General features: G+C 35.3%; 15 protein-coding genes. 5 read left to right on the top strand and 10 right to left on the bottom strand.

The features are described from left to right. Window positions 1–4 precede the first annotated feature (4 nt). The 6 genes from FF52_RS22315 to FF52_RS22290 all read right to left on the bottom strand — a co-directional run bounded on the left by FF52_RS22315 (window position 5) and on the right by FF52_RS22290 (window position 5,208). Entirely contained in the window at window positions 5–475 is a 471-nt protein-coding gene (locus FF52_RS22315; RefSeq protein WP_008469164.1) for a phage tail protein, read from the bottom strand. Next, the gene (locus FF52_RS22310) at window positions 462–932 is read right to left on the bottom strand and encodes a phage tail protein (RefSeq protein ID WP_008469163.1); all 471 of its coding nucleotides are present in this window, start codon (window positions 930–932) and stop codon (window positions 462–464) included. Before FF52_RS22310 ends, FF52_RS22315 begins: the two co-directional genes overlap by 14 nt. 49 nt (window positions 933–981) lie before the next feature. Then, window positions 982–2,559 carry a phage tail sheath family protein gene (locus tag FF52_RS22305; RefSeq protein WP_008469160.1) on the bottom strand — a complete coding sequence of 526 codons (1,578 nt, stop codon included), beginning with the start codon at window positions 2,557–2,559 and terminating at the stop codon, window positions 982–984. 36 nt (window positions 2,560–2,595) lie between these two features. Further along, window positions 2,596–3,282, bottom strand: coding sequence for a hypothetical protein (locus FF52_RS22300; protein WP_157498670.1), 687 nt, complete (start codon window positions 3,280–3,282; stop codon window positions 2,596–2,598). A 131-nt stretch (window positions 3,283–3,413) separates the two neighbouring features. Next, window positions 3,414–3,983 carry a Pvc16 family protein gene (locus FF52_RS22295; RefSeq protein WP_008469155.1) on the bottom strand — a complete coding sequence of 190 codons (570 nt, stop codon included), beginning with the start codon at window positions 3,981–3,983 and terminating at the stop codon, window positions 3,414–3,416. A gap of 364 nt (window positions 3,984–4,347) precedes the next feature. After that, window positions 4,348–5,208, bottom strand: coding sequence for a helix-turn-helix transcriptional regulator (locus FF52_RS22290; protein ID WP_008469154.1), 861 nt, complete (start codon window positions 5,206–5,208; stop codon window positions 4,348–4,350). Between the two features lie 735 nt (window positions 5,209–5,943). Between FF52_RS22290 and FF52_RS22285 the strand changes: the two genes are divergently transcribed. After that, window positions 5,944–6,186, top strand: coding sequence for a hypothetical protein (locus FF52_RS22285; protein WP_008469153.1), 243 nt, complete (start codon window positions 5,944–5,946; stop codon window positions 6,184–6,186). A 12-nt stretch (window positions 6,187–6,198) separates the two neighbouring features. Here FF52_RS22285 and FF52_RS22280 read toward each other — a convergent pair whose 3' ends face one another. From FF52_RS22280 to FF52_RS22265, 4 genes are all read right to left on the bottom strand, one after another. Then, entirely contained in the window at window positions 6,199–6,702 is a 504-nt protein-coding gene (locus tag FF52_RS22280; RefSeq protein ID WP_035692225.1) for a DNA-deoxyinosine glycosylase, read from the bottom strand. Window positions 6,703–6,720: 18 nt separating this feature from the next. Beyond that, complete coding sequence (locus FF52_RS22275; protein ID WP_035692222.1) at window positions 6,721–7,272, bottom strand: GNAT family N-acetyltransferase; 552 nt, start codon at window positions 7,270–7,272, stop codon at window positions 6,721–6,723. Between the two features lie 126 nt (window positions 7,273–7,398). Further along, window positions 7,399–8,388 (bottom strand): biotin synthase BioB, encoded by a 990-nt coding sequence (gene bioB / locus FF52_RS22270; RefSeq protein WP_008469150.1) that lies wholly within the window; start codon window positions 8,386–8,388, stop codon window positions 7,399–7,401. A 108-nt stretch (window positions 8,389–8,496) separates the two neighbouring features. Further along, window positions 8,497–8,967: an Lrp/AsnC family transcriptional regulator gene (locus FF52_RS22265; protein WP_008469149.1), complete on the bottom strand. Its 471-nt coding sequence runs from the start codon at window positions 8,965–8,967 to the stop codon at window positions 8,497–8,499. Window positions 8,968–9,155: 188 nt separating this feature from the next. Here FF52_RS22265 and FF52_RS22260 point away from each other — a divergent pair, with 188 nt between their 5' ends. The 4 genes from FF52_RS22260 to FF52_RS22245 all read left to right on the top strand — a co-directional run bounded on the left by FF52_RS22260 (window position 9,156) and on the right by FF52_RS22245 (window position 15,970). After that, entirely contained in the window at window positions 9,156–9,971 is an 816-nt protein-coding gene (locus FF52_RS22260) for a DUF1338 domain-containing protein (protein ID WP_008469148.1), read from the top strand. Between the two features lie 39 nt (window positions 9,972–10,010). Further along, window positions 10,011–11,564 carry an aldehyde dehydrogenase family protein gene (locus FF52_RS22255; RefSeq protein WP_008469146.1) on the top strand — a complete coding sequence of 518 codons (1,554 nt, stop codon included), beginning with the start codon at window positions 10,011–10,013 and terminating at the stop codon, window positions 11,562–11,564. 69 nt (window positions 11,565–11,633) lie between these two features. After that, entirely contained in the window at window positions 11,634–13,640 is a 2,007-nt protein-coding gene (locus tag FF52_RS22250; RefSeq protein ID WP_008469144.1) for an MGH1-like glycoside hydrolase domain-containing protein, read from the top strand. Window positions 13,641–13,837: 197 nt separating this feature from the next. After that, window positions 13,838–15,970: a beta-galactosidase gene (locus FF52_RS22245; RefSeq protein WP_008469143.1), complete on the top strand. Its 2,133-nt coding sequence runs from the start codon at window positions 13,838–13,840 to the stop codon at window positions 15,968–15,970. The last annotated feature ends 98 nt before the right edge of the window (window positions 15,971–16,068 follow it).

Below are 16,068 nucleotides of genomic sequence, written 5' to 3'. Positions count from 1 at the left end.
GGGTCTAAGTAAAAAGTTTATTAAAGTTGGTATCCTTAGAAATGTCAAAATAGGTGTAAGCTAGTTCAATAGATTCTATCGCAATGTTGCTTTCCTGAGAGTTTAAGTCAGAAACAGAATATTTTACAGGATAAGCGTTGTTAAAAGTCCATTGCATGCATACTACACCAGAGGCATTGAGCAATTTTAAGATCACATTTTTGGGCTGTATTGGGTTTGATAATCCTTGATCGATGCAGTTGGCGCACCAATTGACCAACTGAGATCCAGCAGGTACCATAGCTCTTTTAAGCACTAAGTTCTGACTGTTAGAAATGGTTGGGAGGCGATATTTAAATCTATTTTCGCCTCCGCAAACAATTTCTTCTACGCTTAGTTCTTTAGAAATTCCAGATACCTCTTTGAAAGCCGCATCTACACCCGCAAAAGAGAGTGTAAAATAAAAGCTTACAGGATAATCATTACTTACCGCCATTTTTAATGATCAGTTGTTCGTGTGCAATTTCTATAGTGTCTACCGCAACCTCGTTACCGTCAGATTTTAAATCGGTGCTGGTAATTTTGGTTGGCCAAGCATTGTTTAAAGTCCATTGCATGGTTACACCGCCTTTTTCGTCCAATAATTTTATTAGAACGGTTCTTCTTTTAATCGTATTCATTACGACTTGCTGATGCCAATCCCAAAAAGTATTATCGTTTACAAAAATTCCGCGTTTCATGGTTACGTTTCCATATTTGGTAATGCCGGGCATTTTTTCTACAGAAAAAAGAGGACTGTTACTTTTGCGATATTCTATAATTTGATTTTCGACATCCATTCCTGTAACTTCCTGAAAAGCTACTTTTGTCAATTCTGTTCCAAGATCTACTTCGAATCTAAACTTTGGCATGGGCCATGTTGCGCCTTGTACGCTTCCGTCATCTGTTGCCATATTATTTTATTTTAAATTAAAAATTTGCTTAATTAAGAGTATTATTTGATTAACTAGAAGTTGCCATTTGCTGTTGAAATGTCAGAACGATAAATTCGGCAGGATGAACAACAGCAACTTTTACAGTTACATTCATGAAACCATTTAGTATATCATCTGCAGTCATTGTCGAACCTAATCCGCAGGCTACAGAAAAGGCTTCAGAAGCGCTCGCTCCCTGTAAACCTCCTTGTTTCCAAATCGAACTAAGAAAACTGCTGATCATTGAGATTACAGCTTCCCAAGTGTTTTTATCATTAGGCTGAAATACATAAGCCTGAGCCGCAAGTTTGCAAGATTGCTCTAAGAAAATCATAGTTCTTCTCACAGGAATATATCTCCAATCCTGACTATTCCCGTCAAGTGTTCTAGACCCCCAGATTAAAATGCCTAAACCGTTAAATGTTCTAATCGCATTGATCGATTTACCAGAAACAGCATCAACGTTTAAATTGGCTTGCTGGCTTTCAGAAAGAGAAATCGGCAATGAGGATACGCCCACAAAAGAAGTATTTGCAGGAGCTTCCCACGGACCAACAGCGTTATCAACAGTAGTAATAACTCCTGCCATAGCTCCACTTGGAGGAAGAATATTAGCATCGGCCAAAATATGCTTAATCATAAGAGAGTAAGTCTGGCTGGCAATAAGCAATGCATTGTGATTTTGCGTCACAGTCAAAGTGCTTGACGGACTTTGGATATTGGCAATAATCGATGCAGCGGCTGGGTTAGGAGCACTTGGTGGATTAAGAACTGCTTCAAGCTGTTTCAAATCTCCGCCAAACAAATTTGTATAATCAATATCAGAAGTTTGCATTATTGTAGTTCCTATAAAAGGATAATAAGCCATTCCATAGTTTAACCCAACAGAACCTGTATTCATTCTGAAATTGGAAATATCCTCTGTATATAAAATAGGATCTGGAGCATCACCGCCAATAATGTCAAATAAGCACATTGCAGTCTGCATTTGTGTAGCCTGTAGAAGCATAGATTGCATTAGAGTTCCATTATTTTCTACGCTTAACAAAGTAGCTTCTGGGCAAATGTACATGGTCGGCTCTTGTTCATTCAGCAATAAAGAAAGACCTTTTGTCAAATCATTCAGCTGTACATTTGGATTTACAACTGGAATGCCTGGAGTTCCTGCTTTTTGTGACGGAGGGCCATAAGAACCAACAGAAACAATATAAGCATCTCCACCGCCATTTTCATAAAATAGTCTTACGCTATTGTATAAATAATACACCGTGTTAGGATCTGGAACAATTGAATAATACGTTCCTGCAATCAGCATGTAGTCTCCCTTTAGGGGCTGACTCTTTTCTGCTACCAGATAGTATTCAGGGCTGTATTGTTTGGACGGACTTGCTGGCGCAGGTGGATCCGGCAAACAGAAAAAAGCCTGAAAATCAGCAAAAGATGTGATTTTTACTGGCACATTCGTATACGATTTTCCTTCGTATGCGGCCTGTGGTGTGTACCCTATAAATGCTGGTATAGCCGTAGCAACTCCAACAACAGAATTGGGAAAAGCATTTAATTCTTGAATGTAAACACCAGGAGTTTGAATGGTAGATAAATTCATTGATTTTAGTTTTTAATGTTCATTTTTAATAGTTTTTTATAGATAGATATACATTGGTGATGCGACCTCGTTTTGGTCGCTGTTCTCGATAATTCCGACTCGGGAGACATCTGGACAGGGAAGTCCTTTTATAATTATTTTAGGCTTTGTATTGTTTTGGTTTGCCAAAGCTGAACTGCTTACCAAATCAAATCTATACTTTGGTTTTTCGCTAAGCGTGATATAAGTTTTATTGGAAGTAAACAATAATGCCGATTCTCCAGTTTGGATTGTTACATTTTGAGGGCCGTCAAATTGTATGTTTTCCTTTTCTGTAATCGAAGGATTATTGAGCTGCACAGCATTTTTATTGATAAAATAATATTGCCATTGTGTTGCTCGTGCAGTAAAGTTTATTTCAAAAAGTGGAGAATTGGCAGATAATATATCTTCGAAATAAATTTTTAAATGGCCAAAATGAGAAGATCCCGGTTTGTTTTCTAAAGTCTGATTCAATAGTATTTTACCGTTATTGTTTAAGTTTTTAGGATCTTGACTAGAGTAGGCAATAGCTCCGATCCAGTTCATAGGCAATGTGGTAAAGAGAATAAAGCTTGGATTGCTGCATTTGATATCAAACTCAAAATAATTTTGCTGCGTTGTCGTAGAAATATAATTTAATAAGTCTGATAATGAAGATTTTGTGTTAGAATACAAATCAAATCCGTTGGAGACAACATTCATTTTGAATCCGAATTTTTTTAATGTTTTGTCAGTCTTATGATTGGGAATAAAGTGGAGACAATTGCATTTTCCATTATCAAAAAAAGTATGATAAGTCGCAATGCTAAAGATTTGTATGTAATTGCTCTGTATCATTTGACGATATTATTACTGGTATTTTTTACAGACGGTATGATTTCCATAATTTCGTGAGCCTGAACTTTTATGAGTTTCATTTTGTAAATAATCGAAGGCTGATATTTCGCTGCCATTGCTGTCCATAAACTGTGCATCTGGTGGTAAGAGATCTTTTCGTATTCAAATTCTAATCTGCTCAAACCATCTGGAATAGAAGAGGAGGATGAAGCATCGATGTAATTGTTAATCTGAAAGAAGACAATTATTGCGTCAAGAAATTTTAAAGATTCTGTATAATCCTCAAAATTGCTGCTTATGAGCAAGTCTATGTTATATCTTTCTGTTGGATTAAAATTGGAATAGTTGCCGCTTTCTAACTTCTGGTTTCTGATATAAAAAGGCTGATTGGTTTCTTTTTCAATATTTATAAGAGATAAAACCACTTTGTTCTGATTTGCTTTTGGTAAAGTGCCGCTTGGTTCGATGAGATAATTCAAGACGGTTTTGTCTTCGGTTAAACCAAAACGGTTTTTTAAAAACTGTCCCAGTAATTTATTCGTAAATTGAAGTGCCTGATTGATCATCGCATTTAACTCTTAGAATTAATTAAGTGTCATAGCTGGGAAATTAGCTATTGGTACTTGTAAAAGTAGCTGAGAATTAGATTTGTACGAAAAATTAGCAATATACTTTTTGTAGACAGAGCAGGAAGAGATTATCTGTTTTTTGTAGACAATATGTAGACAAAGTTTTTTTTGTCTATGCTTTGTTACAGATTGCAGTTTCGAGCTCTAAAATTTCTTGCTATACTAATAAAAAGATTTTTAGAAAAAGTATAGATTTAAAGAAGTATAAAATATAAAAATTGAAAGCACGAAGCTGTTTTTTGTAATGCTGAGGTACTGGAAAAGCATACAAAAAGTGAAGAAAAAATGATGGAGGAAAATTTTAAGAAACTGTTCTTAAGTATGAAATAATATCATCTTCTTTTTTAAGCGTTAATTTCTTTTTCAGACGATATTTATGAGTTCGAACACTATCTTGATTTATGCCAAGAAGATTGGTAATATCATTGTTGCTCATATTCATTTTAATATAGCAGCAGTATTTTAAATCTCTAGAGCTTAAAGAAGGATGTTTTTTGGCAAGAGCCAGAAGAAAATTAGGATTGGATTGTTCAAAATAGATTTTAAAATCATCCCAAAGTTTATTGTCGTTCGCAACTGTTTTAATCGAATTTACAATAGACATTAATTCAATTCTCGTCGCATTGTCAACATTAGGATAGAGATAAGAAATACGCTCTTTTATTTTTAATAGAACTTCAACTTTCTGGTCAAGTTCCATTACATAATGGCTTAATTTATCTGAATCGTTCTGCTGAATTGCGGTTTCAGCAAACGATGTGGCAGATTTACTTTGTGATTCTGTTTTTTTTAAGAGAAAGATAGAACGTATTCTATAAATTAAAAAGTCGGTATTTTGAATCTGATTATGCGGATAAGTGAAAACAATATTTTGCTTTGACCAGCATAAGGATTCGCATTCATAATTTTGAGTCAGATATAGAATTGGAAGATCCCTTTTGTCAGAACTGAAATTGGTGTCATTTAAAACAAGTTTGTTTTGTTTAAAACCCAAAATTACCAAATCAGGATTTAAAGAGTTTATCGTATTCTTTAAATCAACTCCTCTCGAAACTGTGACAGTAGAAAAAGCATAATCGGAAACTATAGATATGGCATTCAATATCACAGTCAATATAGTGATATCGTCACATCCAATTACTATAGATTTTTTTTCGAGCATCTTTGGGGGTGTTGTTGCTTCTTATGAAATAGTATTGCTAATATTTCATACGAAATGAAAAATAAATAATAACATTTTCTTGCCATAAAGCCGATTTAATATCCAATAGAGCTTAACTAATAGTTTATACAAAAAGTCATTTCTCTAGTAAACATTAAAATGGTTTTATAACTTGATTTAAATTCAATTAAAATATTTGGATTAAATAGCGGCTTGTAAAAAGGAGTGTAAATTTATTTAATCTATAGGAATATTACTATGAGTAGTATTACGTGTTTTTGCATTTTCTGTGTTAATTAACATTTTTTTTAAGGCAAATATCAATTTTGCCAAATAACCGAGTTTGTTTTGACTTATTGAACTTATGTAGAGATGTTTATAATATAGATTAAGCTGCGCCTTTATGATATTCTTTTTGTATTCCATTGGTTGAATTCCACTATCGTAGGGTTTTTGCCAATGATGATGAGGTACAGATTTATGTGTATCATGTGATAAACAACCTAACTTTTTCTTGTTTCATTTTAACGGTTCAAGGTTCATTTTACTATTTCTGGTTTCAGATTATAATCTGAAACCATTTCTATTGTTTCAAATAAGAAGATTAAAGTTTTTCACTTTAATTTTAAGTATTATTTCAAAAGCAGTTTTTCTTACATAAAAGAAGAGCTGCCACCAATTGAGTATGTATGAACTTATAAGGTAAAATAAAGTATTAATTTAAATACAAAACCTATGGCCGCCATTCCTGATGAATTGTACAATGTTAAGTTTGCAGCGTATTTTGATTCAATGAAAGAATTGTATATACTCGATCAAAAATTTAAAGTAATATGCGATGCTTATTGCGCAAGCACGGCTAAAACTGAGCTTTATAAGGATAAAAGCGAAAAAAACTTTCGACGCAGAATGAAATTTGAGAATCTGTCAAGGGAGTTAGAAGAAGAAATTCTTTTCTACATTATGCGTAATAGGTAATTGTTGATGCTATTAATCTTTACTTTCTGAAAGACTTATTTTTGATACGACTTTCCATTGTTCCATTTTTTCAGCTGTAGTTAATCCTGCATTTAGTCCGCTAGTGGAAGGGAGAGTTGTATAAGTAATTCCATCTTGCGGTACAGTAAGTTTGTGAAAGTATTTTGCGGCGGCTTTGCTTTCAAAAAAGACATATTTTATGTTAGGAAACTGTTTGTGCAGATTCTCAAAATCGTTAATAGTTTCTTCTGTTATTTTCGCGTCGCTGCTTCCTTCTCTTTTGCAGCTTTTAAGGACATTCCAAAGGCCAATATTGTATTTTTTGACCAGCGCTTTACGATCTTCATAAGACGTGCTGAATTCTTCTTCAAAAATAGCAAAGAGAATTTTCCAGAAAAGATTGCCTCTGTTAGCATAGTATTCTTGCTTGGCAATAGATTGCTCACCCGCCATGGTGCCCATAATTAGGATAATTGTGGAATTGTCTATTAATGGTGGGAGGGCGTGTTTGTACATGTTTTTGTATAATAAGTATTATTTTCTCTCATCCCATTCACGTTTCAGCATGGCGTACTGAAACTCGCTTCCCCATTTTCCTTTAAAGAAAATATTTTCAATAAAGTGTCCTTCTTGTTTAAAACCAGTGCTTTTTAATAGATTAATAGAAGCAATGTTTTCTGCATCTACAATTTCAACTACTCTGTGAATTTGTTTTTTATCAAATAGAAAAGCTAAAATGCCAAGTAAAACCTCTTTTGCAAAACCTTTCTTTTGTTCAAGATGAGAAATCGTTATTCCAATTTCGGCAATTCTTGTGTCGTATTGGTCGAGTTTAATGGCACAATCGCCAATAAGCTGTTTAGTTTCACTATTTTCAATTCCGTATTGGACCCATTCTCCAGCTTTTCCAAAATGCTTTGTTGCGTTTTCTTCAATGAAGTTTTTGGCTTCTTCAATTGTCATAACATCAAAACCTTGATATTTGGTAACCTCAGGATTTGAACGATATATATGAAAATCGGATAGATCTGATAATTTTAGGTGTCGTATATTAAGTCGTTTCGTTTGTATATTTAATATTTCCATTGAGTAAATTTCTGCTCGTAATAATGCATTCCAAATATATTTAAATATTTTTTGAAATACGATCTAAAGAAACGGCGCAGTTCAGAAAGCTTTCAGAACTGCGCCGTTTTTATATTTCTCAGTATTTTAAACCACCGAACAAGCACTTTTATTTTCTTTAACCAAAGGCTTAAGTCCAAGATTTTGAAACATCTGCATATCTTCAGAAAGACCTGGATTTGGCGTCACCAATAGCGTTTCGCGCTCTCCCGTAAAAATAGAATTGGCGCCTGCCATAAAACACCAAGCTTGTTCTTCTTCAGTCATTTCGATACGTCCAGCGCTTAAACGTACAATAGACGCAGGCATCACAATACGCGCTGTGGCAATCATTCGAACCATATCCCAAAGAGGCACTTTTGGGTTATTTTCTAGCGGAGTTCCTTTTACTCTCGCCAAAGCATTTACAGGAACAGATTCTGGATGAACGGGCATGGTAGCTAACGTTAAAAGCATAGAAATTCTATCACCATCAGATTCTCCAAGACCAATGATTCCGCCAGAGCAAACCGTGATTCCTGCTTTTCTGACGTTGTTAATCGTATCCAAACGCTGATCAAATTTACGAGTGCTGATTATTTCATCATAATAACTTTCAGATGTATCCAAATTATGGTTGTAAGCATAAAGACCTGCTTCTTGAAGACGTACAGCTTGTTCTTCGGTAAGCATTCCGAGCGTGCAGCAAACTTCCAGTCCAAGATCGTTTACACCTTTTACCATTTCGATAACGCGATCAAAATCTTTGTTATCTCGAACTTCACGCCAAGCCGCAGCCATACAGAAACGAGAAGAACCGCCCTCTTTTGCTTTTTGCGCATGTTCCAATACTTTTTCTGTAGGAAGAAGAGCTTGCACTTTAATATCGGTATGATATCGCGCTGCTTGTCCGCAGTAAGAACAGTCTTCTGGACAGCCGCCTGTTTTTATAGAAAGTAATGTGCTAACCTGTATTTCTGAAGGTTTATGAAACTCTCTATGTACAGTAGCAGCCTGATAAACCAATTCTAATAAAGGCTGATCGTAGATTGCTTGAATTTCTTCTTTTTTCCAGTCGTGTCGTATTTGCGTGCTCATTTTATTTGATATGCTTTAATGATTTTTGGCCAAAAATATCATTTTACTGTATCATCAAAATGTACCACTTTTTATATTTTGAGTAGTCCGGTTAGAAAGCTGTATATTCTAAACAGGAAGATTTTTCTCAAATGCAGAACCAAAAGAGAAAAAAGAATCGGTGCTTCCAACGCCTTCAATTTGGTGAATTTGTTCGTACAATATTTTACGAAGTTCTTCATTGTTTGCCGCTACAATTTTGATAAATAAAGCATAATTGCCCGAAACCCAATGGCATTCTACCACTTCAGGAATCTGCTTTAGTTTTTCTGCAATAGAGTATGAAAAATGAGCCTCTTTTGTAACAATTCCGGTATAGGTAATCGTTTCAAAACCAACTTCTTTTGGATCTAATTTTACAGAAAATCCAGTTATTACGCCAGATTCTTGCAGTTTACGGACTCTTAAATGTACCAACGAATTGGAAATGTTTAATTCTCGAGCCAAATCAGAAAAAGCAATTCTACCGTTTTCGCTCAGTTTCTGTATAATTTCTCTATCTAAAGCATCAATATTTTCATTCTTTTTAATCGTTGCCATAAGCTATGCTGGTTTATGGATTCTATTATTTTGACAATTCTTTCGGTCAAACTCGTTTTCAAAGTGTCAAAATTACAAAAAAAAGAGTTCAAAGTGTCGAATTGTAAATAATCGTACAGGTATAATGTTATAATAACAGTATTATCTATAGATTTGTGTCATTATAACACTATTTAACAAACTTAAAAATGGATAAGAATCAACTACTTACGAAACTTTGGGAGCAATATATTGAGATTACTCCATCTGCATTGAAAATACACGAATTACTGGAAGAAAAAGGTGAAGAAATTTTAAATGACCATATTGCAATTCGTACTTTCAATGATAAACGTGTAAATATTGAAGTATTAGAAAAAGCTTTCATAAATGTTGGCTACGAAGCAAAAGGGGAATATTATTTTGAAACCAAAAAATTATACGCCAAACATTATGAAAGTGCTTTAGATAAAGATGCGCCAAGAATTTTCATTTCTGAATTAGAATTAGAAAAATGCTCAGCAGAATTGCAGGAAAAAGTACAGCAGCTTTTAGACAGCTGTGATCAAAATGTATTCAACGACCCTAATTTGGTTTTAAGTGGAGCGGTTTGGAAAGGAAATTCGCAAGCGGTTTACAAATCATTGCTAGAAGAGTCTGAATATGCGGCTTGGATGTATGTTTATGGTTTTAGAGCCAATCATTTTACAATCAATACCAATGCTTTAAAAGGATTTAAAACTTTAGAAGAATTAAATAATTTCTTAGAAGCTAACGGATGGGAACTGAATGCTTCTGGCGGAAAAATTAAAGGAACTCCAGAACAGCTTTTGGAACAATCAAGCACATTGGCAGATTTGTACGATGTTGATTTTGAGGAAGGAACATTAAAAGTGCCATCATGTTATTACGAATTTGCGTTGCGTTATCCAATGTCAAACGGGGAATTATATCAAGGTTTTGTGGCTTCATCGGCAGATAAAATATTTGAAAGTACCGATGTAAAGCTTCAAAAAACAATATAATATTCAGTTAATAGAAAACGCACAACTAAAAAGTTTATAATGGCAATTGAAGAATTAGAAACTACAATAAAAGAAGCTTTAAAAGAATTAAACATAAAAGACATAAATGAAGGAACTTCAACAGGAATGAATAATTTTTCAAGTGGAGAAATTCTAGAAAGTTATTCTCCTGTTGATGGAAAATTGATTGGAAAAGTTAAAACAACAACAGCAGCTGATTATAAAAAAGTGATGGAATCGGCTAATGAAGCTTTTAATCAATTCCGATTAATTCCTGCGCCAAAACGTGGCGAAATGGTACGTCAGTTTGGTGAAAAATTACGCAAGAATAAAGAAGCGTTAGGAAAACTGGTTTCATACGAAATGGGTAAATCTTTGCAGGAAGGTTACGGAGAAGTACAGGAAATGATTGATATCTGTGATTTTGCGGTTGGACTTTCGCGTCAGCTGCACGGCTTAACGATGCATTCGGAGAGACCGGGACACAGAATGTATGAGCAATATCATTCTCTAGGAGTTGTCGGAATTATTTCTGCATTTAATTTTCCAGTTGCCGTTTGGGCTTGGAATACCGCTTTGGCTTGGGTTTGCGGAGATGTTTGCGTTTGGAAACCGTCTGAAAAAACACCGCTTTGTGCCGTTGCCTGTCAAAATATTATGGCAGAAGTGATAAAAGAAAACAATTTGCCAGAAGGAATTTCGTGTTTAATTACGGGAGATTATAAAATAGGAGAGTTGCTGACTAATGATAAACGTATTCCGTTAATTTCGGCTACAGGTTCTACTAGAATGGGTAAAATTGTGGCGCAGGTAGTTGCAGGACGTTTCGGTAAATCATTATTAGAATTAGGAGGAAACAATGCCATCATTGTTACGCCAGATGCAGATTTGGAAATGACGATTATTGGTGCCGTTTTTGGCGCCGTAGGAACAGCTGGACAAAGATGCACTACTACACGTCGTTTGATTATTCATGAGAGTATTTATGATAAAGTAAAAGAAGCTCTTGTTTCAGCATACAAACAATTGCGCATCGGAAATCCGTTGGACGAGAAAAATCATGTCGGACCTCTTATTGACAAACAAGCAGTTGAATTGTATAATGAAGCTTTGAAAAAGGTTGTCGCGCAAGGAGGAAAAATTCTGGTTGAAGGCGGTGTGCTTTTTGGTGAAGGATACGAAAGCGGTTGTTACGTAAAACCCGCCATTGCAGAGGCTGACAATTCATTTGAAATTGTGCAGCACGAAACTTTTGCGCCTGTATTGTATTTGTTGAAATATTCTGGAACGGTTGAAAATGCTATTGCAATCCAAAATGATGTGGCTCAGGGATTATCGTCTGCGATTATGACAAACAACTTAAGAGAAGCCGAATTGTTTTTATCAGTCGCAGGTTCAGATTGCGGAATTGCAAATGTAAATATCGGAACATCTGGCGCTGAAATTGGTGGTGCTTTTGGAGGTGAAAAAGAAACTGGAGGCGGAAGAGAATCCGGTTCTGACGCTTGGAAAATTTACATGAGAAGACAAACCAATACAATCAATTATGGTGTTGGCGTGGCATTATCTCAAGGGATAAAATTTCATTTATAAAATGAATTTTGCCAGTAAAATAACAAGTCCTATATTTAAATAAAAAACACTTCACAAAAATGAAATAACATGTACAAAAAGAAATTTTTTTTGATTCTTGTATTCTTTTTCATCATCTCGTCGGGCTGGTCTCAAAAAGGCTTTTCAATTTTAGAATCAGCTAAAAACAGTATCAATTTTAAAGGAAATCCAACAAATGCTACAGACAGAAAATCTCTCGCGTTTTCTGATAAAGGCGCTTGGTTTGCTTTCGGATTTTTAAATGCTTCAAATGTTCAAGCAGGATTTTCGGGGCCTTTTTTAATGACCGAACAAAACGGCGTTTGGTTAAGCTCTTCTTTCGTTTCATTGCAATTAAAAGACGAAAAAGGCCAAGATATCATCGACTGGAAAAGTTTTTTGGTAGCACAAAACAGTTATAACAGCCATTTAGAACAGCAATTTAAGAATGAAAAAATAGATGTAAAACAACAATTGGTGTTTTTATCTGGTCATTCGACATTGCAAAGAACAAGCATTACCAATAAAACGGCAAAGACAATTACGCTTTTTCCGTCTTATAATGCATCTCTTTTTTTAGATGATTTGCAATTATCGAATGAGAAAAATACTTTAAGAATTGTTTCTTCAAAAAGTATAGCGGTTGGTTATATTCAGTTTCTAAAATCAAATCCAGAAATTGAAATTACGAAGCAAGGATATAAGGCACAAACGGAGAAACTGGTTTTAAAACCAAACGAAACTAAAGAGATTATCGTTTCACAAACTTTTATTTTTCCGCAATATTCTTGGAAAACGGAAAACGAAACGATACAGAAAACGGTATTCACTACACTGTTAAACAACACACAAAAAGAAAAAGAAAAACAGCTGGCACAACTTATTGCCAAAAAGAAAAACATTTACAAAGATCACAGTTATTCAGATTTGATTGCAAAATTGGTGCTGACTTTACAGAACAACACCAGAATTCCAGCAGAAGGATTAAAACACGGAGGTCTTTTTCCGAGTTACAATTACGAATGGTTTCATGGTTTTTGGGCTTGGGACAGCTGGAAACATGCCGTTGCAGTAGCCAATTATGATGCCGAATTAGCCAAAAATCAGATGCGTGCTTTATTTGATTATCAGGATCCTAATGGTTTTATTCCAGATTGCGTTTACAGAAACAATCTTCTTGAAGAAAATAATTATCGCAATACAAAAGCGCCACTTGCTGCTTGGGCTGTTTGGAAGATTTATGAAAAAACAAAAGATGATAATTTTATAAAAGAGTTTTACCCAAAGTTGACTTTATATCACAATTGGTGGTACAAAGAACGCGATCACGATCAAGATGGTTTATGTGAATTTGGTTCGACAGACGGAACTGTGATTGCTGCAAGATGGGAAAGCGGAATGGATAATGCTGTACGTTTTGACGATAGCAAAATCTTGAAAAATGGCGAAAAAGCGTATTCATTAGATCAGGAAAGCGTTGATTTGAATTCGTTCTTATTTGCTGAGAAAGACTATCTCAGTAAAATGGCATCAGTTTTAAAATTAAATGATGAAGCTAAAAAATGGAAGAATGAAAGCGATGCATTAAAACTCAAAATTCAAAAGCAATTTTGGGATCAAGAAACGGGTTGGTTTTACGACACAACAATTGATGGCAAAACATTGATAAAAGCAATGGGATGCGAAGGATATTGTCCGATTTGGGCAGAAGTCGCTACTGCCGAACAAGCCAAATCAGCAAAAAATAATATGGTTGATCCAGCGAGTTTGAACACTTTTGTGCCTCTGCCAACATTGGCCGCTAATCATCCTAAATTTAAACCAGACAACGGATATTGGAGAGGACCTATTTGGCTTGACCAAAGTTATTTTGGCATCAACGGATTGGAAAAGTATGGATACACAAAAGAAGCAAACGAACTGGCATATAAACTGATGCACAATGCGGAAGGCGTTATGGACAAAGGAACTTCTATCAGAGAAAATTATCAGCCCGTAAACGGAAAAGGATTGGAAGCTTACAACTTTAGCTGGTCGGCTTCGCATTATTTAATGCTGCTTTTAGAGGATAAATAATATAAAGCGTTGGTTTTTAACACATAGAAACATAGTTTGCTAGACTCATAATTGTAGCGGTGAAAGACGTTGTACTTTTCTTAAGCAAACATAGCTATGTGTTAGAAACTAGTTTCTTTCACTTTATCTTTTTTAGAAATATAACTATGTTTCTATGTGTTTAATTTAATAAATCAACAACAACAAAAAAAAATAACATGTCTAACCACAAAACTTTAACCAAAATTATATTAGCAGGATTGCTTATGGCAAGCTGTAATTTAACACCTGTTTTTGCTCAGAACAAAAAGGGGCCGGTTTCAGAAAAACAGGATCCGCAACGTTTTTTCTCCAAACCAGATTTAATGCAGATTGGAGTTTATTATTATCCCGAACAATGGCCTAGAGAACAATGGGAACGTGATTTAAAAAATATCAAAAAACTGGGTTTTGAGTTTACGCACTTCGCTGAGTTTGCATGGACTTTTATGGAACCTGAAGAAGGAAAATACGATTTTAAATGGTTGGACGATGCATTGGCTATTGCCGAAAAACAAGGCTTGAAAGTCATCATGTGTACACCAACGCCAACTCCTCCAGCATGGATGGGAGAAAAATATCCTGAAATTTATCTGGTAGATGCAAGCGGACGCAGAAGAGAACACGGCAACAGAGCCAATCAATCTGTTTCTAATGAAAAGTACAGAGAATTTGTGGCTAAAATTGTTACTGAACTTGCAAAAAGATACGGCAATAATAAAAACGTTATTGGCTGGCAAGTTGATAACGAACCAGGAGCACCAGACGATTTTAGTCCGTCCGCACAAAAAGGATTTCAGAAATGGCTGAAAGCGAAATACGGAACAATTGAAAAATTAAATGCTGAATGGGTGGCGAGTTTCTGGAGCATTAGATATAATAATTTTGAGCAGATTGCGATTCCAAATGCAGAGATTTATTTTGAAGACAAACTAAGTCCGCATGCTGTTTTAGATTTTAAACGATACACAGCCGATTCTCAAGCAGAATATTTGAATTTGCAAGCAGAAATACTTCGAAAGTATATTGATCCAAAACAATGGATTACTACAAATTATACCAATGTAGTTTACGGAGCAGATCCAAGAAAAACAGATAAAATGGATTTTGCCACCTATACGATGTATCCTGTAAGCGGAAGAAATACGTTAGGCGGACAAAATTTCAGAATGGGACATCCTAATAAAATTTCGGAAGCAAATGATTACTATAGATCTATAAATGGCGTTACTGGAGTAATGGAAATGCAGCCGGGACAGGTAAACTGGGCAAGCATTAATCCGCAACTGCTTCCAGGAACAGTCCACATGTGGATTTCTCAAGCTTTTGGCGGAGGCTGTTCTTTTACTTGTACTTACCGATACAGACATCCTTTAGGAAGCAGCGAAATGTATCATGATGGAATTGTGGGAACAGATGGCGTGACTTTGACAACTGGCGGTAAAGAGTTTGTACAATCAATTGAAGATATGAAACTGCTTCGCAAAGAATACAATCCCAAAGCAGTAATTCAACAAGAAATAGCGAAAAGAAAAACGGGATTTTTATGGAGCCACGAAAATCTGTGGGATTTAGAAAACCAAAAACAAACAGAATTTTGGAGTACTTGGAGACATAGAAACATCTATACTTCAGCAGTAAAATCGACTGGTGCGCCAATGGATTTTATCACAGAAGAGAGCGATTTTTCTGCTTATCCTTTCATCGTTGCGCCAGCATATCAATTAATTGATCAAAAACTGGTGGACAAATGGACGAAATATGTTGAAAATGGCGGAAATTTAATCCTTTCGTGCCGAACTGGCCAAAAGGATAAAAACGGTCATTTCTTCGAAGCTAATTGGAGCGGACCAATTGTGCCTTTGATTGGAGCAGACGTCGAATTTTTTGATATGCTCGTTGAAGATGTAAACGGAACTATAAATGCTGGAAACAATACTTATAAATGGAATGTTTGGGCAGATGTTTTAAATCCGAAACAGGGAACTGAAGTTTTGGCTTCTTATGCAGATCAGTTTTATAAAGGCAAAGCAGCGGCGATTACCAGAAAACTTGGTAAAGGAACCGTTACTTATATTGGAACAGAAAGTAAAGAAGGAAATTTGGAAAGGCAAGTGGTACGAACTGTATACGAACGTGCAAAAGTTGCTATTGAAGATTTTCCAAAAGGCGTATATGTAGAATGGCGTGATGGTTTTTATGTGGGTGTGAATTATACCAATGAAACGATAAATCTGCCAATTCCTGCAGGAAGCAAAATATTGGTAGGGAAAAATCCATTAGAACCAGCTCAGGCTGTAATTTGGAAATAAAAGTTTGCCACGAATAATTTTTAATAAAATTGCCACGAATTACACTAATTTACACGAATTAAAGACTTGAAAAATTAGCGCAAATTCGTGCAATTAGT

This window comes from Flavobacterium sp. F52 (assembly GCF_000278705.1).
In the GTDB taxonomy this organism is placed as follows: Bacteria; Bacteroidota; Bacteroidia; order Flavobacteriales; family Flavobacteriaceae; genus Flavobacterium; species Flavobacterium anhuiense.
Note: the sequence above shows the minus strand (reverse complement) of the source record. Positions and strands in the feature narration are given on the sequence as shown.